The organism is Xanthomonas floridensis (assembly GCF_001642575.1).
Taxonomy (GTDB): domain Bacteria; phylum Pseudomonadota; class Gammaproteobacteria; order Xanthomonadales; family Xanthomonadaceae; genus Xanthomonas; species Xanthomonas floridensis.
The window spans coordinates 14,686-36,810 of the sequence record NZ_LXNG01000027.1; the positions used below are offsets into that span (position 1 = coordinate 14,686).

Here is a 22,125-nt window from a genome sequence, read left to right on the forward strand (position 1 = left end):
CTCAAGCGCCACCTCTGACGATGCCCGAACCTCTCACACGTAGCGTTTCTTGCCCCATTTGCTGGGCGGCTGTCCCTTGAACACCGGAGGACCATCCATGCTGAGAACCAGGCAATCGAGCTTGCGCGAAAGCCAGGGCGTTTCTTCGCTGCCATCATCGGAGGTCACGCCGGCGGGACGGATATCGATCGTGTCGCCATCGATATCGATCAAGCCGATGACATAGGTGTAAATCCCGTAATCCTCGTCGTGCTCGAAGGCATACGCACTCCACGACGTGCTGGCCATACTCGATACGCATTTGCGGCTTGAGCGAAGCGACCGACACGGCACCGTTGGAAATTGCAGAATAAACGCTGAAGACCAGCCCGACCTTGCCGCCCAACTTCTTGGAAATGTCCGGGTTGACTTCAACCTTCTCGGTGCCGGGAGCGGACACACTCGCGCTCACCACATCTCCGGTATGAAACACATACGGCGCCGACAACAGGGATCCGGCCTTATCGGGTGCCTGGATGATGCCCATGCGGCCATCCGGATACAGGATGCCAACCCGCAGATCCAGATCATCGTTATCCAGGCCGTCGCCATTATCGATCCAGGTGGCCTTTACCACGATTTTCTCTGGACGGCTTGGCCCCTTTGCAAGCGAAATGCGATGGGATTGGTCGCTCTTGCTCAACGTCACCTTGGCAACTGACACCGGAGCGGGGGCGGGGGCGGCAGTTGCAGGTTCATCGCTGACGCTGACGCCATAGTGATCGCATAGCCCCTTCAGACCTGAGGCAAAGCCCTGCCACACCGAGCGCACTTTGGCTTGGCCATTGCGCAGGTACATCTCCAGGACGATGATGCCTTTCTCGGCTGCGAATGTGGCCGGCATTAACTCGAAGACGTTGCCGTTGACCGTAACCTTCGCGACAAGCTGCTCTACCGATGCAAAGCCTGCGCTGCTGCCATCCTCGCTGAGTGTCACTGCAATGCGTGCGATTCCCGGCGGCAGCAGCGCAAGATCAAACAAAAGCCGATGCTGGATGGACGCACCGGATTGCACCGGCAATTGATAGGTTGCGGCTCCGGAAGGATGCCGGTCGGCGTTGAAAAAGACCATGTCGCTGTCTTTGGAAATCTTGCCGCTCTCATCGACAAGAAACGCCGTGAGATTGATGTCGAGGTTGGCAGCACTTTGGTGGGAAATGACAATTTCGCCTGCCGCGGCAGGTAGCTGGGTATTTTCACCGGCACGTAAAACCTGAGTCATGCTATTCCTTGAGCATAGGGACGACCGGAGCAAGGGCAATGCCGGACCGGACTGCAATCCAGGCACGCATGCACTCACCGGGTCTTTCGCATGATAGCCAATCCGGCATGGCCCGAAACGGTCCTGGCCGGGGCAAGGCAGCCATTGCCGGAGCATCCCATGCCGTCCCGTGGCGGTCCTGCTTCGTCAGGTCGACAGGCAACGGCACACGAGGTCTGGTGTGATGCCTGTCGGCGGCAACGCGTACCGCATCCACTCGTGCGGGCGCGAATACGCGGCTGGTCCGCCTTGCAACGCAGTGCGACCGATGGCCAAGGTTGTGGAATACCCCAGCGAGATGGGCGATACATCCACGTTCCAACCACCCGGCATGCGATTGCCTGCCGCATCGGCGGCCTGGTGCGGCCGATCGACCCGTCAGGTGCATGCAGGCCAGAGCGTTTCGCTTCGTGACTCGCCCACCAGAACTGGCGGCATGCACAGGGCGAGCGCAAGTGACAAGCCGCTGTCGCCTCCCGGCGGTTCTACTTCTCCCGCCGCCAGTTCACCGACCCCTTGGTCTCCACCGTGCTGGATTCGGCCTCGATGTCGAAGCCGCGGCTGAGCAGGTATTTCAGCGTCAGGACCGAACCGCTGCCGATCATCGAGACGCCGTAGCCGACGTAGAGTTTGGGCGAGAGGTATTTGCCGAAGCCCACCACCGAGCCCAGCGTGCTGGATTGGCTGACGCCGGCGTCGTCCAGGCCGAGCTTGGCGCCGATCTGCGAGGCGATCAGGCTGCTGCCGGCCGACAGCGCGGCCGAGGCGGCGCTGACCTGCTGGGTTTCGTCGCTGCTGGCGGTGGACAGGCCGCGACCGAGCACCAGGTAGGACAGCGCTTCGGATTGCGACATCGCCGGTTCCGACCACACATCGGCACGCGGCGATTCGGCGCGGCCGCTGACGTCGATGCCGGCGGTGACGTCGCCGATCTTGCGTTCGGCGCGCAGGCTCACGCGCGGGTCGGAGACGATGTTGTTGTTCCAGGTCAGCTGGCCGCGGCTGATGGTCAGGTCCTGACCATAGGCCTTGTAGCGGCCGCGCACATCCAGCCCGCCGTTGGCAGTCATTTCGCGGCCCGGGCGCGCGCGGATCTGCATCTGCCCGCTCAGCCCGCCCTTCAGGCCGAAGCCGCTCATGTTGACCTTGTCGCCGAGCACGATGGCCAGGTCCATATCCAGCGGCGAGGCCGGAGTTTCTTCCGGGTCCACCGGGTCCAGCACCACCACGTCTTCGGACACCGAGGTGCCGCGATCCAGGCGTTCCAGATCGATGTCGGCTTCGGGCACGGTGACCTTGCCGCGCAGCTGCATGGTGTTGTCGGTGATGCCGAACTGCATGTCCGGGTTGGCGATGATGCGCAGCTCGCTGGTGTTGTAGGCCAGCACGTTGTCGCCGCGGATATTGAGCAGCAGCGGCGTGCTGGTGCCGAACCACGACAGCCCGCCGTCGATGGTGAGCGTGCCGGGGCCGGACTTGGCCGAGGCGGTGATCTTGGCCGAGCCATCCGGCAACGCGTCGAAGCGGCCCTTGCCCTCGCTCAGGGTCAGGCCCATCGATGGGTATTCGGCGGTGAAATCGCTCAACGTGGCATCGCCGCCGAGCAGCGGCTTGTCGCGGGTGCCGCGCAGGCTCACGTGGCCTTCGACCAGACCCTTGGGCCGCACCACATCGGCCACCACCAGCTCCAGCCAGTACAGCCGCGACATGTTGAGATACAGCTCGCCGTTGAGCGGCGCGTACGCGTCCCAGCCGGTGGTGAACTTGGCATCGACAAAGCCTGCGCCCTGGAAGCCGATACCCAGCTTGGCCTGGATCTGCTGCTGGGTGAAGTCGGCCTGCATGCTGAACTGGTCGTAGCGCAGCAGTTCGCCGCGATTGGGATTGCCGGCCACCGCCGCATAGCGGGTTTCGCCCAGGCGGATGCCACCTTCGGGCGAGGCGATGCGCAGGCTGCCTTCCCAGGCATTGCCGCGCGGCTTGAAGCTGCCATCCAGCGACAGCTCGCCGCGCAGATAGATCTGCCGGCCTTCCTGCTTGGGCAGCCACGGCTGCACCAGCGACAGCGGCAGCGCGTCGCCATGCACCACCATCCCCTCGCGCGGCCAGTTGGCGCTGGCGCACAGCGCGCCACCGGTGGCCGCACCCAGGCAGGTATCGGACAGTGTGAAGGCCGCGCCGTCGGTGCTGAACTGCGCCGGCTGACGCAATGCCCAGGCATCGCCCTTGGCCGGTGCGATCCGCAGCGTGGCGACCTGGCCCTGCCAACGCTCACCGTTGCGTTTGACGTCGCCCTGCAGCGCGACGCTGGCCATGCTGTTGGCGATGTCGGCATCCAGACGCAGCGCTTCCACCGCGCCGCGTGCCTGCACGCGCACGCTGTCCAGCACCACGCCGGCCTCGATTGCGCTGCCCTGCAAGGCCAGCTGCCCGTCGCTGCCGCGCCACGGCAGCCGGCCGCGCAGGCTGAGACTCTGCGCGCTGTAGGTGTTCCAGCGCAGGCCATTGCCGGCGATGTCGGCGGTGATGTCCGGTGCATCGCGCTTGCCGCTGACCTGCAGCTGCCCGCGTACCACGCCGGTGGCGCCGGGCAGCACGTCGTCCAGTTGCAGCGGCTGCAATTGCGCGGCGATCTCCAGCTGGTCGCCGACCTTGCCCTTGGCGGTGACGCGGCTATTACCCAGCGCCAGTTGCAGCTCGCCCTCGCCCTGTTCGCCACGCAAGGCGAACTTGCCGTTGGCCGACAGCGCGCGCTGGCGCAGCTGGCCGCTCAGGCCGGGGATGTCGGCAGTGGCCTCGAAACCCGGCGACATGCCACCCGCCGGCGCCGGCAACTGCCGGCCCTTGGAGGCGATCTTGCCGGAGAGGTTGCCGTTCCAGCCCGGCGCGAAATAGCCCGGATCGAACTTGGCCAATTGCGCAGTGACATCCCATTGCAGCTCCGGCGCCCAGGCCACTTCGCCGGTGACATCCAGCGAGCCGCCCGGGGTGGTGGCCTGCACCTGCTTGAGCTGCGCGCGTTGCTCGTTGCCACGGCTGTCGAACACCAGCGCGGCCTGCTGGCCGTCGCGCTCCACGGTGGCGCGGCCGATCGCCGCCCAGGCCTTCAGCGTGCCGGCAACGCCCAGGCGCGCGTCGATCAATTCCACCGGCACCACCGGCGCATCGGGGGTGGCCGGGTCGGCCGCAGGAGTGAAGCGTAGGCCCTTGGCATTGACCGCAAAGCGGAAGCTCGGATTCTGCGTGTCGCGGAAATCGGCGGTACCGCGCAGCTGGGTGCGCCCTTCGAAGGTGTCGATCACCAACGGTTCGACCGTCAACACCTGCTCCTGCAGGCTGATGTGCGACGGCTGCAAGGTGGCGCTCAGCTCGCCCTGTTTGACGCTGCCCTGCAGGTCGGCATTGCCGCCCTTGCCGGAGGCTGTCAGGTTCAAGGCGATCGGCGTGGCCGGTGCGGCGGCCGCACCATCGGCGGCCGGCATCAGCAGCGAGGTATCCAGTGCCTCGGTGACGGCCTTGAGCGCCCAGGTCGGGTCGTCGCGGCCGGTGAACACCAGGCTGGCCTGCAGCGGGGCCGGCGCACGGCCGGCGATGGCCACTTCCATCTTGTCCAGGTCACCACGCGCCACCAGGCCCAGGCTGGCCGGCGTGCGACCACGCGCGGCCGGCAGCACCGCGGTGGCGGTGAGATCGGCGTGGTAATCGTCGTTGGGGATGTAATCGCCATGCAGGCGGAAATCGCCCATGTCGGTATCGATCACCAAGCCGCGCGTGCGCAGTTCGCCGGTCGCCACTTCCAGCCCGCCCTGCATCTTGTGCAGCACGATCATCGGCTGCTGCAGCTGGGTGATGCGCAGGTTCTGCACATCGATCTTGTCGGCCTGGATCGCCAGCGGCACCTCGATCTGCGGCAGCGATTCGGGCCAGCTGGGAAGTTTGAATGGCTCCTCGCTCTTGCCCAGGTTCAAGGTGGCGTTGCTGACCTGCACCGCGTCCAGCTGCAGCTTGCGCCCCAGTAGCGGGCGCAGATCCGGCTCCAGATACACGCGCTCGGCGGTGAAGTGGATGTCCTGGTATTTGAAGTCGACATTGCGCAGGGTCAGCGGGCCGGCGACCGGGCCTTCCACGCTGCCGTAGGTGAAACTGGCACCCACCGGCAGGCGCGCCACCACCTGCGCCAGCAACACGTCGCGCCCGGCCACGGTCTGCAGCAACCAATAGATCGCGATCAAGGCCAGCAACACCAGCCCGAGCACGGTCAGCCCCGAGCCCACCCAGAACCGGCGCCGGCGATAGAAACGCGCGCGGCGCGGTGCGGCAGGTGGCGTGGGTGTGCTCACAGGTTGGCCCCGATATCGATATAGAGCTGGAACTGCGAGTCGGGGTCGTTCAAGCCGTGTGCAATGTCCACGCGCACCGGCCCCACCGGCGAGCGCCAACGCAAACCGAAGCCGATACCGGTATGCCAGTCGGGCGTGTCGTCGAAGGCGCTGCCGCCATCGACGAATACCGCGCCGCCCCAGGGGCCGCCCTTGAGGTAGTGCTCGTATTCGGCGCTGGCGGTGACCACGTTCTTGGCACCCAGCGCAAATTCGTCCGGCTTGGGCGTGCGCGGGCCCACTTCGCGGAAGGCGTAGCCGCGGATGCTGTTGGCGCCGCCGGCAAAGAAGCGCAGGCTGGGCGGCATCGCCACCAGGTCGCTGGTCCAGGTGGTGCCGCCTTCGCCGCGCAGGATCACCCGGCCGTTGTCGCCGGCGCCCAGGAACCAGCGCAGCTGGCCATAGAGCTGGCCGAAATTGGTATCCGAGCCGGCGCCTTCGGCACCGCCGCGGATGAACGCCTGCCCGGACACGCCACTGCGCGGAAACAGCCGGTCGTCGACGTTGACGTAGTTGGCCTGCAGCTGCGGGTAGACCAGGGTGGAGGTCTCGTACACCGCGCCTTCGAAGTCGTCGCCGCTGCTGAAGCGCCAGCGCTCACGCAAGGCGTTGATCGAGGCGATGGCGCTCCAGCGCTCGTTGATCTGGCCGCTGCGGCTGCCGGTGAGTTTGACGTTGCGCAGGTCGATATACTCGGTTTGCTCGTCGTACAACCGCGCCGAGGCGGTATACCAGCCGTCGAGCCAGCGGAACGCCGGCACCCGGTAGCTGGTGGTCAGGCTCTTGCGGTTCTGTGCGTAGTCCAGCTGCGTGTCCATCTTGTGGCCGCGCGAATTCACATAGCGCCGCTCCACACCGCCGCGCACACCGGCCCCGCTCTCGCTGCCGTAGCTCAGGCCCGAGGTATAGACGGTGCGCTTGGCGCGGGTGAGCTTGACGTCCACCGGTACGCGGCCATCGGCATCGGCTTCTTCGGGCTTGGGCTGGATGTCGATGGTGCTGAAGTAATCCAGCTTGGTCAGCGACTCGCGTAGCCGATCCAGCTTGCCTTCGTGGTAGTAGCTGCCTTCGTCCCAGTACACCAATGGGTCGAACAGGCCATCGCGAAAGTAGTCGTAGTCGAAGCGTACCTTGCCCATGTCGTAGCGGCGGCCGCTATCCCAGTTCAGGTCGATGTCGGCAGCGTGCTCGGCACGCGTCACCGCCACCCGGCGCTGGGTGAAGTCGGCATCGAAGTATCCGCGCTCGGCCAGGCGCCGTGTGATGCGCACCTTGCTGGCTTCGTATTGCGGGTGGCTGAAGACCTGGCCTTCGCGCGGCTCGAACTGCTTGAGGTCCTGCCCCAGATAACGGTCCTGCTCGGCCCAGCCGGTGATGGAGATATGCGAGGTGCGTACCCGGACCGGCTCGCCACGGTTCACGGTGATCACCACCGTCACCCTGTCGCCGTTGCGCGGCGCGGCAAGTTCGATGGTCGGCGAGTAGTAACCGAACGGTTCCAGCGCCTCGCGCGTCTGCCGTTCCGCCTGCGCCAGCAGGTACTCCAGTCGCGACTCGCCCTGCTCCTTGCCGACGGCCTCATACAGAGACAACGAGACCTCGATGTTCTCGATCATCTCGGCATCATCGCCGTCGTCCAGCCCCTTGATCTCGATCTTGTCGATGGTCGCCCGGGCAACCGCTTGCAACGGAACGAACAGGGTGCACAGCAGGGAGAGAGCAAACGCGGCTTTAAGCATCGGCAAAGGATACCCAGCCTGGGCGTGAAGGGACAAAAAATCTGAGGAAACACGCCTATACGGCACCGGACGGAACTCGTACAGTCGGCACGTTGTTAACGTTTCGTTGACACCCATTGCGTGCGGACCCCCGATTGCCGCACGCCCGTTCAGACCTTTGGAGAGAGAGGTGCGTTTCATGAAGCGTCATTTATTGGTGACCGCCGTGTGTTCCGCCCTGACCATGCCATCGCTTGCGATGGCACAGCAGCAGGGCGAAGTGACTCAACTGGACAAGGTGACGGTGACAGGGTCGTTGATCCCCCGTTCCCAGGTAGAAACCGCAACCCCGGTGTTTTCGATCACCGCCCAGGACATCCAGCGTCGCGGCTTCAAGGACGTCTACGACGTGCTGCGCTCGCAACCGATGGCCACCGGCGCGGTCCAGGACGGCCAGTTCAATGGCGGCTTCACCGCCGGCGCCAAATCGCTGAGCCTGCTCGGCCTGGATCCCGGTTTCACCCTGGTCCTGATCGATGGCCGGCCGATGGCCGACTACCCGTTGCTCTACAACGGCCAGAGCAACTTCGTCGATCTGGCCAGCGTTCCGGTGGGCATGGTCGAGCGCATCGACGTGGCGCCCGGTAACCAGTCCTCGATCTACGGCTCCAGCGCCATTGCCGGTGTGGTCAACATCATCCTGAAAAAGCGCATGGACGGCGTGCAGATGAATTACCGCATGGGCACCTATGACGGCGGTGGCGGCAACAACCAGCGCTTTCAGCTCACCGGCGGCAACGAGATCGGCGGCGCCAACATCGTCTGGGGCCTGCAGCTCAACAACCAGGATCCGATCTACGGCTATCAGCGCCGCGATTTCGATTCCACCGACGACAATCCGGACCCGACCCTGCGCTATGGTTCACGCATTGCGCTGCACAGCCTCCCCGGCCCCCCGGCCAGCTATGTCGATCCAGGCGCAGACAACTGCGCCGCGTTGGGCGCATTGTTCAATGGGTCTGTGCAGTACGACAACCGCGCCAACCGCGGCAACTTCTGCAGCAGCCGCACCGAGCCGGGCTATGCCAGCATCCTCAACAAGGAACGCAGCGCCAGCGGTTATGCCAACCTGAGCTATGCGTTCAACGATAACGTCGAGCTGTACTCGACCCTGCTGCTCAACCGGACCAAGGTCGAGGTCAATGGCGGATCCCGCTTCTGGCAGAGTTCTGTCGACACCGGCGGCTTGTTCTACAACGGCGACAGCCAGCAGCTCGAAGGCTATCAACGCGTGTTTGCACCGGAAGAAACCGGCAGCAACGATTTCAACAACAACCGCCAGACCGCCGACTCCTACAACATCGCGCTCGGTCTGAAAGGCGGCCTGGGTGCCAGCAACTGGACCTACGATGCGTACTACGCACGCTCGGAATACCGCATCGACAGTCGTCAGCAGTGGCCGCTGGCCGACCGCATCGAAGATTTCTTCCGCGAACAGTTCCTTGGTGCGCCGCAAGGCGAGTACTACGGCTACCCGATCTATTCGCCCAACGACGCCAACTTCTACCGCGCCTTGACGCCGGCGCAGTACCGCAGCTTCAACGACGAAATCCGCACCAAGTCCAGGACCTGGACCCAGAACGTCAACCTGCAGCTGACCAACACCGAGTTGTTCAACCTGCCGGCCGGTGCGGTCGGTGTCGCCGGTGTGTTGCAGGCTGGGAATCAGTACTGGACCAACCCGACCGACCCGCGCGTGATTGCTGGCGACTTCTACCAGCTGACCGGCACCCAGGGCAGCGGCAAGCGCGAGAACTGGGCGGCGGCGTTCGAAATGCGCGTGCCGATCCTGAGCACCTTGACCGCCAACCTGTCCGGCCGTTACGACGACTACAAGAACCAGGGCGGCGGTGGCGACTCCAAGTTCACCTACAAGGCCGCGCTGGAATTCCGCCCGATCGATTCGCTGCTGTTTCGCGGCAACTACGCCACTGCCTTCAAGGCGCCGGACATGGCGTTCTCCTTCGCTGGCGACAGCGGCTTCTTCCAGGGCGTCAACGACTACTACCGCTGCGCGGTCGAGGAACCCGGCGTGCCGATCTCCGACTGCACCTATGCCGGCACCAGCATCCAGGGCCGTCGGTCCGGCAATGCGGATCTGAAATCGATCACCGCCAAATCCTGGGGCGCCGGCGTGGTGTGGTCGCCAAGCGCACGCTTCAGCGTCAATGCCGATTACTACAACATCAAGATCGATGACAAGGTCAGCGACCTGAGCACCGATGCGTTGCTGCAGAACGAATCGGCCTGCCGGCTCGGCGCCCTCGACATCAACTCGCCCACCTGCGTCGACGCGCTGTCGCGCATCGATCGCACCGCCGCCGATGCGCTGGTACCCAATCGCCTGAGCAACATCCGCATCAACCCGGTCAATATTTCCAACGAGGAAATCTCCGGCGTGCTGACCAAGGCGACCTACAACCTGGCCACCGAATCCTGGGGCCTGTTTGTGTTCGACGCGCAGTACAACCTTACGCTCAAGCACGAAAGTCAGCAGTTCCCGCAAGACCCGGTGCGCGACCTGCTGAGCGAGCCGTTCTTCTCTTCCGAGTTCCGCAGCATCACCAATGCCTCGATCACCTGGCAGAAGGATGCGTGGACCACCACCTTGTTCGGCCAGCGTTACGGCCGCACGCCCAACTTCACCGCGGGCCAGAGCACCGATGGCTATGCAGTGGAAGGGGCGCGCAAGGTCGGCGCCTGGACCACCTTCAATGCGACGCTGGACTACGCGATCAACGACGACATCTCGCTCACGGCCACGGTCAACAACCTGACCAATGAGCGTCCGCCGCGCGACCGTACCTACACCGACTACCCGTACTACAACATCTTCAACTACACCGGCTACGGCCGTTCCTACATGCTGGAATTGAACTGGCGCTTTGGCGCGCAGTGAGTCATCGGTTGTGACCAACGACCGGCAGTCATCATGACTGCCGGTCTTTTTTGATGCACCCACGCCGACCCGGATGCGCCTGGATTGGACTTGGAGCAGCGATCGACGGCGCTTGAATGCACGCCGGTGGGCCAAGGCGCGCAGATTGGCCAGACCCACCAATGACGTGTTCACCGCGCCGGATCCGGTCTCTGTCGCAACGCGCAGCCGATGTGCACCCCAGCCAACGATGCCGGCCTGCGCAAGAACGGCTACTACCCGCCATCGGCTGGGCATTGCACGACACGCCGCGCATCGGTCTACGTGTTCTCACGCCGCATCCATCCGGCCACAGGGTCCGGCAAGCAGCGAGGGCATCGGCACCTGCCAACCCGGCAGTACGCTGATCAGGATCAAACAGCAGGCCGCACCCACCTGGCCGCGAGCGCAAGCGCTCTGTCGGCTGGGCTTAGCGCGTATTGCCCGTTTCGATCATGCCCGCCTGCAACAAGGCCTGCTTCAGCGGCTCCAGTTGCGTTGCGTAGCGGCGCCACGCTTCCACATTGCGTGCATGCACACCCTCGCGTACCTGCACGCTGCTCAGCGTGGCCGACGCGGCCGTATTGCGGGTGATATCGATCTGTCCCGGCTCTATCGCCAACCCGCAGCGCGTCATCAACTGCTCCAGCAGCGCCGACGGATCGCGCACCATCTGCGCATAGTCCACATCGATCACCCGGCCCGGTAGCGCAGCGCGCCACTGCGCCATCAAGCCGTGATACGCCTGGTAATGACGCGCCAGTGTCTGCAGGTCGTAGCTGTAGGCATAGGAATCGCCGAACAGCGCGCGATAGTTGGAAAAGCACACCGCCATCGGCTCGCGCACCAGATGCACGATCACAGCGCCCGGCAAGGCACGTGCGATCGGCCCGATCGCCACCGCATTGGCAGGCAACTTGTCGATGTACCAGCGCGCCGACCCCGCACGCCACTGCGTCTGCTCCAGATAGCGCTGCCCGATCTGTGCGTAGTCCAGCGTGGGCAGCGCCTGCAACAGGCCTGCATCCAGCAGGCTGCGCCCGGCCTGGTCTGCGCCCCAGCGCAATTGATGGCCGAAGTCGGTCAGCTCGCCCGCAGAGACAACCTGCGAATGATTGCCCAGCATGCGCTCCAGCACCGTGGTCCCCGAGCGCGGCAGGCCGAGCACGAAGATGGGTTGCGGGCCGTGTGCAGCATCGGCCGCCTGGGCCGCAAACACGCCCTGATCGGCCAAGCCGCCCAATTGCGCGTACAGCGCTGCCTCGGCCTCGGCATCGTGGCGCAAGCGTGCGTGCATGACCGCATTGCCCTGTTGCAACGCATCCCAGGCGGCATCGGTCTCGCCCAGATCTTCCAGCTCCTTGTACAGCGCGAACGCCAGCCCGGCCCGGTCTTCGCTCCCGGGCGCAGCGCGCTGCAACTGCTGGCGCAGTGCAGCGACATGGTTATCGCTCGCGCTCTGGCGGCGCAAGCGTGCACGCGTCAGCGCCGCACGGCCGTAGCCAGGCTGCTGCGTCAAGGTCTGTTCCAGCGCCTGCGCTGCCGCATCCAGCTGCCCGTTGAACTGCAATTGCACGGCAAGGAAAAAGCGGAAATCCGCGCCATCGAATCCGCACGCCTGCGCGCGCTGCATCATCGCCAACGCCTCGGGATGTTCGCCCAGCGATTGATGCACATGCGCCAGCAAGGCCAGCGTCGCGCCATCGCCACACTGCAGCACCGATGGATGCCGCAGCAGCGCATGCAACGGTCGATGTTCGCCAACGCGCAGCAGCGCTTGCGCCACACGGCAACGCAGCGTCACATCGTCGCCCAGATCGCGCGCGGCCAAGCGCAGCTGCGTGACTGCCTCGCGCATTTTGCCGCTCGCCAGCACGGTGCCGGCCAACAGCACCCGGGCCGACACATGCGTCGGCTCCACCGCCAACACCGCCTGCAACGCCGACGCCGCTGCGGCCATGTCGCGGCGGGCCAGCGCGTCCTGGGCACGTTGCCACTGCGTCGCGCCGGCAGCGGTGGACATCAGCTGGACAGATGCTCGATGGCGGCAACGCTACCGAGGCGGTCGCCGAGCTTTTTCAGCAGCGCCAGGCGGTTGGCACGCAGCTGCGGGTCTTCGGCATTGACCATCACGCCATCGAAGAACGCGTCCACCTGGGGGCGCAGGCGGGCCAGGCGCGCGAGCACGGCAACGTAGTCGTGGCGGTGCAACGCATCGCCGGTGTCGCCGATGGCCGCTTCCACCGCTTCGGCCAGCGCTTCTTCGGCCGGTTCGCGCAACAGCATGGTGTCGATGTCGCCGGGGATCTCGCCGTCGACCTTGCGCAGGATGTTGCGGATGCGCTTGTTGGCCGCGGCCAGGGCTTCGGCCTCGGGCAGCGTGGCGAAGATGCCGATGGCATCGATGCGGCGGTCGAAGTCGTAGAGGGAGCCGTGGGTCGCGCCCAGGTGCGCTCCTACGCCACGCGGTGCAGGAGCGCCCTCGGGCGCGACCGAGAACAATGCAGCGACTGCATTGAAGTGCGTGGCAGGGACGCCTTTGTCTGCGTAGTAGCCTTTTAAGCGGTCGAGGATGAAGTCAACTAGTTCGTCGGCGAGGCCATTAGGGACTCCAATCTCGTCGAACTCGATGCCAGATATTTTTACTCCGTCCTTCTTTGCTTTTTCTGAAGCCTGTGCACGTGCATCGAACTTCAAGAAGTTTTTCATCATTGCAATCTGGGTAACCGCTTCCTCGACAAGCGCGCGGATATTCAGATCAAACCCACTCTCAATCACCGTCCGCGCCAAGCCCAGCGCATTACGCCGCAGCGCAAACGGGTCCTTGTTGCCGGTTGGCTTCAAGCCGGCTGCAAAGCCACCAGCCAAGGTATCCAGACGCTCGGCAATCGCCAGCACCTTGCCCAGCGGCGACAGCGCGATGTCGTCGCCGGCAAAACGCGGCTGGTAGGCCTCGTCGATGGCCAGCGAAATCTCGCTCGGCTCGCCTGCGGCCTTGGCGTAATGACGCCCGGCAATGCCCTGCAGTTCCGGGAATTCGTTGACCATGCGCGACTGCAGGTCGTTCTTGGCCAGCTGCGCAGCGCGACGCGCCTGCACCGGATCGGCGCCGACTTGCGGCGCAATCACTTCGGCCAGTGCCGCCACACGCGCCACCTTGTCGGCCACCGTGCCCAGCTTGGCCTGATACGTCACGCTGGCAAGGCCCGCACCCATCGCTTCCAGCCCCTGCTTGAGGTCTTCGTCGAAGAAGAACTTGGCATCGGCAAACCGCGGACGGATGACCCGCTCGTAGCCCTTGGCCACTTCGGCCACGTCCTTGGAGACGATGTTGGCGATACCGATGAACTGCTCGGTCAACTTGCCGCCGTCGTCCAGCACCGGGAAGAATTTCTGGTTGATTTCCATGGTTTCGATCAACGCTTCCTGCGGCACCGCCAGGAACGCGCGCTCGAAACTGCACAGCACCGCCGACGGCCATTCGACCAGGTTGACCACCTGTTCCAGATTGTCGTCGCTGATGCGCGCGCTGCCGCCAGCCTGTTTGGCAGCCGCTTCCACTTCTTCAACGATGCGGGTACGGCGCGCATCGGCATCCACCAGCACATGCGCAGCACGCAGCGCATCCACGTAGTCGCCGGGCGCCGCCAGCGACACCGGACCCTCATGCATGAAGCGATGCCCGCGCGTCACGCGGTCGCCACGCACGCCCAGCAATTCGGCCGGAATCACCTCATTGCCGAACAGCAGCACCAGCCATTGCACCGGCCGTGCGAAGGCATATTCGTGGGCGCCCCAGCGCATCGGCTTGGGGATCGGCATGGCGGCGATGGCCTCGCGCAGAATCTCCGGCAATAGCGCGGCGGTTTGCGCGCCCGGCGTCACTGCGCGATGCACGAAACGCTCGCCCTTGGCGTCGCTGGTGCGCTCCAGCGCGGTCCAGTCGATACCGGCCTTGGCCGCAAAACCGGACAGCGCCTTGGTCGGCTGGCCTTCGGTGTCGAGGGCGATGTTGAGGTACGGCCCCAGCACTTCGGAGCGCTGCTCCGGCTGCTCGGTGGCCACGCCCGGCAGCAGCACCGCAAGGCGCCGCGGCGTGGACAGCGGCTTGGCGTCGCCACGGGTGACGGCGATGCCGCGCTTTTCCAGCCCGCTCAACACGCCGTCGAAGAAGGCCTGCGCCAGGCCCGGCAGCGCCTTGACCGGCAGCTCTTCGGTGCCCAGTTCGATCAGCAGGGGGTGCATCTGAGTCATTGCGTCCGACCTTGGTTTTCGCTTCGTTCGTCACCGGACGAAGGTGGCTTGATGATGTCCTTCTCCCGCGTGCGGGAGAAGGTGGCGCGATGCGCCGGATGAGGGTTGTAAGACGACGGCGAAGGCGTGCTGCCCCCATCCGCCCTGCGGGCACCTTCCCCCGCCAGCGGGGGAAGGCAACAGCATCAGCGTTTGACCCCGGGAAACCCCAGCTTCTCCCGCTGCGCGTGATACGCCTGCGCTACGCCCTGGGCCAGCGCGCGCACGCGCAGGATGTAGCGCTGGCGCTCGGTCACGCTGATCGCGCGGCGCGCGTCCAGCAGGTTGAATGCATGGCTGGCCTTGGTGACCTGCTCGTACGCCGGCAGCGGCAGGCCGACCTCGACCAGGTGTTTGGCCTCGGCTTCGCAGGCATCGAAGCGATGGAACAGCTCGGCCACATTGGCATGCTCGAAGTTGTAGGCGCTCTGCTCCACCTCGTTCTGGTGATACACATCGCCGTAGCTCACCGGGGTGCCGTCCGGGCCGTAGGTCCACACCAGGTCGTAGACGTTGTCGCAGCTCTGCAGGTACATGCACAACCGCTCCAGTCCGTAGGTGATCTCACCGAGCACCGGCTTGCACTCCAGTCCGCCAGCCTGCTGGAAGTAGGTGAACTGGGTCACCTCCATGCCGTTGAGCCAGACTTCCCAGCCAAGGCCCCAGGCGCCGAGCGTGGGCGATTCCCAGTTGTCTTCGACAAAGCGCAGGTCGTGCACCAGCGGGTCGATACCCAGCGCCTTCAACGAGCCCAGGTACAGGTCCTGGATGTTGTCCGGGTTGGGCTTCATCGCCACCTGGTACTGGTAGTAGCGCTGCAGCCGGTTGGGGTTTTCGCCGTAGCGGCCGTCGGTGGGGCGGCGCGAGGGCTGCACGTAGGCGGCATTCCACGGCTCCGGGCCCAGCGCGCGCAGGAAGGTGGCCGGATGGAACGTGCCCGCACCCACTTCCAGGTCCAGCGGCTGGATCAGCACGCAGCCCTGATCGGCCCAGTACTGGTTGAGGGTCTGGATCAGGCCCTGGAACGTGATTGGAACGCGGCGGGAATCGGACATGCAGCAGGGGCCGTGCGAAAGGGGTGCGTTAGTATACCGGCCCACCCGCGGCGCTTTGCCGCGGGTGCATCGCGGCAGGGGAATCACCAGCATGGAACAGCGGCGCAACGCCGACCCGGACAGCGCAGCGGCCATCCTGCCGCGTGGCCGGTTGATGTTCGACCCGGTCGCGGCCGCCCTGCTGGCCGACGGCATGGTGGTACCGCACGAACACGAACGCGTGCAGTTCTCCGCTGCGGGCGTACGCAACGCCAGCGAAGTGCATCCGCTGGTGCTGCTGGCCAACCTCAAGCTGCATGCCGCGCAGGCGCCGGCCGGCGAGCTGGGCCTGGAACGGCTCACCGAATGGCTGGCCACCCGCACCGGCCTGCGTTATCTGCGCATCGACCCCACCCGCATCGACGTGGCCGCGGTCACCGGCGTGGTCTCGCATGCCTACGCACGCCGCCACCGCATCCTGCCGCTGGCGCTGGATGCCGAGCGCGTGCTGATCGCCACCAGCGAGCCGCTGGCGCTGGACTGGCTGGCCGACGTGCAGCACCTGAGCCGTCGCCGCATCGAACTGGCGCTGATCAACCCGCTGGACCTGCATCGCTACACGATGGAGTTCTTCGGCGTGACCCAGTCGGTGCGCGGTGCGCGTGGCGATGCGCGCGGCGCCGAGTCGAGCTCGGGCCTGCCCAGCTTCGAACAACTGGTGGAACTGGGCCGCGCCGGCGACGTCAATGCCGACGACCACCACATCGTGCATATCGTCGACTGGCTGCTGCAGTACGCCTACGAACAGCGGGCCAGCGACATCCATCTGGAGCCGCGTCGCGAGGCCGGGCGCATACGCTTTCGCATCGACGGGGTGCTGCACAAGGTGCTGGAAGTACCGCCGTCGGTGATGACCGCGGTGGTCAGCCGCATCAAGGTGCTCGGCCGCATGGACCTGGCCGAACGCCGCCGCCCGCAGGATGGCCGCATCAAGACCCGTTCGCCGGGTGGGCGCGAGGTGGAAATGCGCCTGTCCACCATGCCCACCGCGTTCGGCGAGAAATGCGTGATGCGCATCTTCGACCCGGATTCGGCGTTCAAGAGCATCGAACAACTCGGTTTCAGCCCCGAAGAAGCCACCGGCTGGAGCGCGCTGGTCGAGCGCCCGCACGGCATCGTGCTGGTCACCGGCCCCACCGGCTCGGGCAAGACCACCACGCTGTATTCCACGCTCAAGCGCTTGGCCACGCCGGACGTGAACGTGTGCAGCGTGGAAGACCCGATCGAGATGATCGCGCCGGAATTCAACCAGATGCAGGTGCAGCAGAACATCGACCTGGATTTCGCCAGCGGCGTGCGCACGCTGCTGCGCCAGGACCCGGACATCATCATGATCGGCGAAATCCGCGACCTGGAGACCGCGCAGATGGCGGTACAGGCCTCGCTCACCGGACATCTGGTGCTGTCGACGCTGCACACCAACGACGCCGCTTCGGCGATCACCCGCCTGCTCGACCTGGGCGTGCCGCATTACCTGGTGGCGTCCACGCTCAACGGCGTGCTGGCGCAGCGGCTGGTGCGCACCCTGTGCGTGCACTGCAAGCGCCCGCACACGCTCAGCGACGACGACTGGGCGGCGATCCGCGAACCCGGCGAAGCGCTGCCGGAGGTGCTGAACGTACACGCCCCGGTCGGCTGCCTGGAATGCCGCCGCACCGGCTATCTGGGCCGGGTGGGCCTGTACGAACTGCTGCCGGTCACCCCGCGGCTGCGTACCCTGATCCGCCCCGACACCGAACTGGCCAGCTTTAGCCACGCCGCCCGTGGCGAAGGCCTGCGCACGCTGCGCCGCACTGGTCTGGAGAAGGTCGCCGCCGGACTGACCACCATCGAAGAAGTGCTGTCGGTGCTGCCGCCGCGGGAATAGCCGGGCCGGCTCGGCGGGCCGCTTGCGAGCTGGTACGCCTTCCAGGCGAGCCGGGTGGCCATCTTGGTGACGCTGGGCGTGCCGGTGCGCATGAGGTCCCGGCGACCGGCCCACCCGAGTGCTGGCGGAAGGCCCGGCGTCGGTGAGCCCCGCCGCCTTCGGCGGTGCCGCAGCCACCACAGTCGCTGGCGCCGGTTTGCCCGTGCCTGGGCCGGCACTCCCGCCACGGCAATCGCCGACTCGCTCAAGCCGCCCAAGCACACCGACACGCAACGCAACGTCCGCAGCCACGCGGCCATCGGGCCGTGCCATTGACCGCGCCCTGCTTTGTCCAAGCAGACAAAAGCACGCCCCGCCGCAAAAACCCGTCGCACCACCGTCCAGTCGGGCAGGCAGCTGCCGATATCCAGGGCATGCCACCGCCGTGGCCCATTGCATCGACCCCGCTTGGAGGGAATCAGGACATGTCATTCGGCAATGACCCGCAGCGACCACAGCGGTACGCCACTTGAAAAAACCGCGCCGCTGCCGCCTACAATCGGGGGCATCTGTCGTGTCCGGGTGTTCGCGCATGTCCGTTTTGCCGTTCCTGATCATCGAAACCGGGCAACCCGTGCCGGAGATGAAGCGTTACGGCCGTTTTCCGCACTGGATCCGCGTGGCCGCCGGGCTGGCCGAGCATGAAACGGTGGCCATCGACGTCGCCAACGGCGATGCGCTGCCCGACCCGGCGGCCTTTGCCGGCATCATCGTCAGCGGCTCGGCCGCCTTCGTCACCGACCGCGCCGACTGGAGCGAACGCAGCGCCGAGTGGCTGCGCACTGCCGCCCACCAGGGCATGCCGTTGCTGGGCATCTGCTACGGCCATCAGCTGCTGGCCCACGCGCTGGGTGGCGAGGTCGACTACAACCCGGCCGGGCGCGAGTCGGGCACCATCGCGCTGGAACTGCACCCGCCGGCCGGGCAGGACCCATTGTTCGCCGGGCTTCCGGCGCAGTTCCCGGCCCATGCCACCCATCTGCAGACGGTGGTGCGCGCCCCGGACGGTGCCATCGTGCTGGCCCATTCGCGCCAGGACCGGTGCCACGCCTTTCGCTGGGGCCGGGCCACCTGGGGCATGCAATTCCACCCGGAGTTCGCTACCCACCACATGCGCGGCTACGTGCAGGCGCGCGCCGAGTGCATCGCCCGCCATGGCCGTTGCGCCCGCACCGTGGCCCGCGAGGTCACCGCCGCGCCGGTGGCCCGCAAGCTGCTGCGCCGGTTCGTGCATCACGCACGCGGCCTGCAAACAGTGAACGCTCGTCCCGCCGCGCACACGTAAAAGCAGCGATAATCGCGTCACGCCGGATGGTCCGGCGCGCGTATCGATCCGGAATGGGAATGAGCGAAATTCGTAAGGTGCCGGCATCTGCCGGCGCAGAATGGCTGTTGACCGGTTTCTCGCTGTTGAAGCGGGCGCCGCTGGCGCTTGGCTCGCTGGGGGTGATCTGGAGCGTGGCCGCCTCGCTGGTGGTGTCGCTGTCGGTGCTGGTGCCGCTGCTGGGCCCGGCCCTGCAGTTCCTGCTGGTGCTGGCCGGCCCTCTGTTCATGGGCGGGCTGCTGTGGGCGATCCGCGAAGTGGACGAAGGCCGCATCGCCAAACCGTCGCATCTGCTGCACGGCCTGCAGGACGGCCGCGCGCCGCACCTGCTGGTGTCGCTGCTGCCGCAGCTGATCGCCGGCCTGCTGCTGGGCGTGCTGCTGCTGGTGATGATCGGCGCCAGCGGGCTGCAGCAGTTGTCCGAGGTGATGCTCAAGATCAACCAGATCAGCCAGTCCGGCGCGCAGCCGGACCCGGTGCAGATCGAGCAGCTTGCGGCCAGCCTGCCGGCCGGACGCATCCTGTTGTGGCTGCTGCTGACTATCGCCACGTTTGCGGCGATGACGCTGGCGCTGTTCGTGATGCCGCCGCAGGTGATGTTCGACCGCAGCACCGGCGGCCACGCGCTGCGCGAGAGCCTGCGCGCCAGCCTGCACAACCTGCCGGCGATGCTGGTGTTCTTCGTGCTGGCCTTCATCGCCATCTTCGCGATCTATTTCGCGGTGATGATCGTGGCGCTGATCGTCGGCCTGGTGGCCGGCCAGACCGTGGCGATGTGGCTGGCCCAGCTGCTGCTGATGGCCGTGCTGATGCCGGTGTTCGCCGGCTCGGTCTACGCTGCGTGGAAGCAGATGTTCACCCACGAAGGCGCCGCCGCCCAGCCGATCAAGCCCGCACGGCCGGATGTGTTTGCGGCTTGATCTTGCGAGCCGTAGGAGCGCACCTGGGCGCGACGAAGCTTTCCTGGGACCGCCCGTCGCGCCCGGCTGCGCCCCTTGCATCTGGACATGGCCGCCCAACAGCGGCATGCCTTCCGACTGATCATCGGAGCAGATGCAAGAAGCCCATGCGCTCCTGGAGCCTGGAGCTTGTATCGTAGATCGGCTCTGCATCTACGGAATTCGATCTGTCTGCGTGGTGTCAGTCTGTCCGATTGAGCTCCACGCGAACGGCCGTGATGCAGTCGGGTATGTCGCCGAACGAGAATGGATGCGCTGCAAATACGTTCTCGTAAATGATCACCTCTGCACCGGAGCGGGTTTCGCGCAGGTGTCCCACGCCGCTGAAGGACGTATTGGCATTCTCTCTCAAGGTGGCATTACGGCCGTGGAAGAGGTCACTCGCAGCGTTACCGCAGGTATCGATGCGTACCGTCAGCTCGCCATACATCGCGCTGACGAAGTCGTGTTGTTCGGTGCCGAATAGCTGGAGTGGATCGACGGCGTTGTAAATCAGCAACACCGTCGGCATACCGACACTGGCAGCAGCGCGGAGTTGTCCCCGCGCTTCAACAATCTTCTGGCGCACATGCCAACCGATCGTCCTGGACCACACGTCATCCGGATCGATTCCGCGATCACTCTCGATCTGCTTGATCTCCACCGCCACCAACGTGCTGCCAAGCCACACGTGATAGTCGGGCGTACGGCTGGATGTCTCGACAATCCGTTGGCAGTTCAGCCGATGGTGCGCGCAGAATGTTTCGAACACCTGCTCTGACCTGGTTCTTTGCATTCCCAGATCAGCTCGCAGACCGAGCGCGAATCAGGCGCTCTTCGGCCCCACCGCCCGCGAGGCGATGATGCCCAGCTCGTAGAGCAGGCACATCGGGATGGCCAGCATCAGCTGCGAGACCACATCCGGCGGGGTGAGTACGGCGGCCAGCACGAAGATGCCGACGATGGCGTAGCCGCGGCCCTCGCTGAGTTGCTTGGGGCTGACCCAGCCCAGCAGGACCAGGATGACCAAGGCCACCGGCAGCTCGAAACTCGCGCCGAAGGCGAAGAAGATCGCCAGCACGAAATCCAGATAGGAATTGGCGTCCGGGGTGATGGCGATCACGTCCGGCTTGAACGTGGTCAGGAAGTGGAACACCGCCGGCAACACCAGGAAATAGGCGAACGCACAGCCGATGTAGAACAGCGCCACCGCCGAGGCCAGCAGCGGGAACGCGAGCTTCTTTTCGCGCTGGTACAGCCCCGGCGCCACGAACGCCCAGGCCTGGAACAGCAGCCACGGCACGCTGATGAACACCGCCACGAAGAAGGTGAGCTTGAGCGGCGCGAAGAACGCGCCGGCCGGATTCATCGCGATCATGGTCTGCCCCAGCGGCAGCTGCGAGATCAGCGGCGCGGCCAGCCAGGAATAGATCGCCCGCGAGAACGGCAGCAGGATCAGCAGCACCACGCCCAGGCCAATCAGCGCGCGCACCAGACGGGCACGCAGTTCCACCAGATGCTCGATCAGACTGCTTTCGGCCTGCGCATCGTCGAACAGGCTCACGGCTGCTTCTCCTGGAGGGGGCTCGGTGCAGCCGGCGCCGGCGCGGTGCGCGACTCGCTCGGCACGGCGCCTACCGGCGCCTGTGCGCTGGTGCTCTGCAATGCATGTGGTGCGGGCACCAGCGTGTCGTGCGGGGACGGTACCGGCGTCTGGTGCGGCGCCGGGGCGATCGGCTGCGCCTGCGCAATGACGGGTGCGGCAGCCGCGTGATCGGAAGCATCTGCTGCGTCGGCGGCCAACTCGCCACCCGCGCCTGCCGCCAGATCCGCATGCGCCAGCTCCAGCGGCGTGGCCGCCGGCGTGGCGCTGCTACGGATGTCGATATCGCGGCTGACATCGTCATGCAGCGTGCGCGCACCCTGCTCGACCTGCTGCTGCGTGTTGCGCAGCTGGTCTTCGGCTTCGCGCAGCGAGGCCTGCACGTCCTGCAGGCTGCGCTTGAGCTCTTCGGCTTCCAGCTCGCGTTCCAGCTCCTGCTTGACCGAATCCCACTGCGCACGCGCGCGGCGCACCCACAGCCCGGCAAAGCGGGCAGCCTTGGGCAGGCGCTCGGGACCGAGCACCACCAGGGCAACAATCGCGATCAGCGTCAGTTCGCCAACACCAATGTCAAACACCGACGCTGCTCCGGA

General features: G+C 65.7%; 13 protein-coding genes. 4 read left to right on the forward strand and 9 right to left on the reverse strand.

What is annotated here, in order from left to right; all coding sequences use genetic code 11:
• Positions 1-154: 154 nt before the first annotated feature.
• The 3 genes from A7D17_RS15750 to A7D17_RS15760 all read right to left on the reverse strand — a co-directional run bounded on the left by A7D17_RS15750 (position 155) and on the right by A7D17_RS15760 (position 7,418).
• Complete coding sequence (locus tag A7D17_RS15750; protein ID WP_204377365.1) at positions 155-1,261, reverse strand: TerD family protein; 1,107 nt, start codon at positions 1,259-1,261, stop codon at positions 155-157.
• 524 nt (positions 1,262-1,785) lie between these two features.
• Positions 1,786-5,640 (reverse strand): translocation/assembly module TamB domain-containing protein, encoded by a 3,855-nt coding sequence (locus tag A7D17_RS15755; RefSeq protein WP_064509956.1) that lies wholly within the window; start codon positions 5,638-5,640, stop codon positions 1,786-1,788.
• Positions 5,637-7,418 (reverse strand): autotransporter assembly complex protein TamA, encoded by a 1,782-nt coding sequence (locus tag A7D17_RS15760; RefSeq protein WP_064509957.1) that lies wholly within the window; start codon positions 7,416-7,418, stop codon positions 5,637-5,639. The genes A7D17_RS15755 and A7D17_RS15760 overlap by 4 nt, the downstream gene beginning before the upstream one ends.
• Before the next feature lie 238 nt (positions 7,419-7,656).
• Between A7D17_RS15760 and A7D17_RS15765 the strand changes: the two genes are divergently transcribed.
• Entirely contained in the window at positions 7,657-10,356 is a 2,700-nt protein-coding gene (locus A7D17_RS15765; RefSeq protein WP_193395353.1) for a TonB-dependent receptor domain-containing protein, read from the forward strand.
• A gap of 448 nt (positions 10,357-10,804) precedes the next feature.
• Here the strand turns inward: A7D17_RS15765 and A7D17_RS15770 are convergent, their stop codons facing one another.
• The 3 genes from A7D17_RS15770 to glyQ all read right to left on the reverse strand — a co-directional run bounded on the left by A7D17_RS15770 (position 10,805) and on the right by glyQ (position 15,722).
• The gene (locus A7D17_RS15770; RefSeq protein ID WP_064509958.1) at positions 10,805-12,397 is read right to left on the reverse strand and encodes a tetratricopeptide repeat-containing sulfotransferase family protein; all 1,593 of its coding nucleotides are present in this window, start codon (positions 12,395-12,397) and stop codon (positions 10,805-10,807) included.
• Entirely contained in the window at positions 12,397-14,628 is a 2,232-nt protein-coding gene (gene glyS, locus A7D17_RS15775) for a glycine--tRNA ligase subunit beta (RefSeq protein WP_064509959.1), read from the reverse strand. Before glyS ends, A7D17_RS15770 begins: the two co-directional genes overlap by 1 nt.
• Before the next feature lie 185 nt (positions 14,629-14,813).
• Positions 14,814-15,722 (reverse strand): glycine--tRNA ligase subunit alpha, encoded by a 909-nt coding sequence (gene glyQ, locus A7D17_RS15780; protein WP_064509960.1) that lies wholly within the window; start codon positions 15,720-15,722, stop codon positions 14,814-14,816.
• 91 nt (positions 15,723-15,813) lie between these two features.
• On the opposite strand from glyQ, the gene A7D17_RS15785 reads away from it, so the two are divergent.
• The 3 genes from A7D17_RS15785 (at position 15,814) to A7D17_RS15795 (ending at position 19,911) form a co-directional block, all read left to right on the forward strand.
• Complete coding sequence (locus tag A7D17_RS15785) at positions 15,814-17,628, forward strand: GspE/PulE family protein (RefSeq protein ID WP_064509961.1); 1,815 nt, start codon at positions 15,814-15,816, stop codon at positions 17,626-17,628.
• A gap of 571 nt (positions 17,629-18,199) precedes the next feature.
• Positions 18,200-18,952, forward strand: coding sequence for a glutamine amidotransferase (locus A7D17_RS15790; protein ID WP_064509962.1), 753 nt, complete (start codon positions 18,200-18,202; stop codon positions 18,950-18,952).
• 59 nt (positions 18,953-19,011) lie between these two features.
• Entirely contained in the window at positions 19,012-19,911 is a 900-nt protein-coding gene (locus tag A7D17_RS15795; RefSeq protein ID WP_064509963.1) for a BPSS1780 family membrane protein, read from the forward strand.
• A 220-nt stretch (positions 19,912-20,131) separates the two neighbouring features.
• On the opposite strand, the gene A7D17_RS15800 is transcribed toward A7D17_RS15795, so the two are convergent.
• The 3 genes from A7D17_RS15800 to tatB are packed head-to-tail and all read right to left on the reverse strand — an operon-like array spanning position 20,132 to position 22,110.
• Complete coding sequence (locus A7D17_RS15800; protein ID WP_239692226.1) at positions 20,132-20,701, reverse strand: hypothetical protein; 570 nt, start codon at positions 20,699-20,701, stop codon at positions 20,132-20,134.
• A gap of 54 nt (positions 20,702-20,755) precedes the next feature.
• Positions 20,756-21,493, reverse strand: a complete 738-nt coding sequence (gene tatC / locus A7D17_RS15805) for a twin-arginine translocase subunit TatC (protein ID WP_064509964.1) — start codon at positions 21,491-21,493, stop codon at positions 20,756-20,758.
• Entirely contained in the window at positions 21,490-22,110 is a 621-nt protein-coding gene (tatB, locus tag A7D17_RS15810; protein ID WP_064509965.1) for a Sec-independent protein translocase protein TatB, read from the reverse strand. Before tatB ends, tatC begins: the two co-directional genes overlap by 4 nt.
• Positions 22,111-22,125 lie beyond the last annotated feature (15 nt).

Coding starts and splice junctions, on each gene's coding strand:
- A7D17_RS15795 (WP_064509963.1), top strand. CDS start 19,012: ATGAGCGAAATTCGTAAGGTGCCGGCATCTGCCGGCGCAGAATGGCTG.
- A7D17_RS15765 (WP_193395353.1), top strand. CDS start 7,657: ATGGCACAGCAGCAGGGCGAAGTGACTCAACTGGACAAGGTGACGGTG.
- glyQ (WP_064509960.1), bottom strand. CDS start 15,722: ATGTCCGATTCCCGCCGCGTTCCAATCACGTTCCAGGGCCTGATCCAG.
- A7D17_RS15790 (WP_064509962.1), top strand. CDS start 18,200: ATGTCCGTTTTGCCGTTCCTGATCATCGAAACCGGGCAACCCGTGCCG.
- A7D17_RS15760 (WP_064509957.1), bottom strand. CDS start 7,418: ATGCTTAAAGCCGCGTTTGCTCTCTCCCTGCTGTGCACCCTGTTCGTT.
- A7D17_RS15770 (WP_064509958.1), bottom strand. CDS start 12,397: ATGTCCACCGCTGCCGGCGCGACGCAGTGGCAACGTGCCCAGGACGCG.
- glyS (WP_064509959.1), bottom strand. CDS start 14,628: ATGACTCAGATGCACCCCCTGCTGATCGAACTGGGCACCGAAGAGCTG.
- A7D17_RS15750 (WP_204377365.1), bottom strand. CDS start 1,261: ATGACTCAGGTTTTACGTGCCGGTGAAAATACCCAGCTACCTGCCGCG.
- A7D17_RS15785 (WP_064509961.1), top strand. CDS start 15,814: ATGGAACAGCGGCGCAACGCCGACCCGGACAGCGCAGCGGCCATCCTG.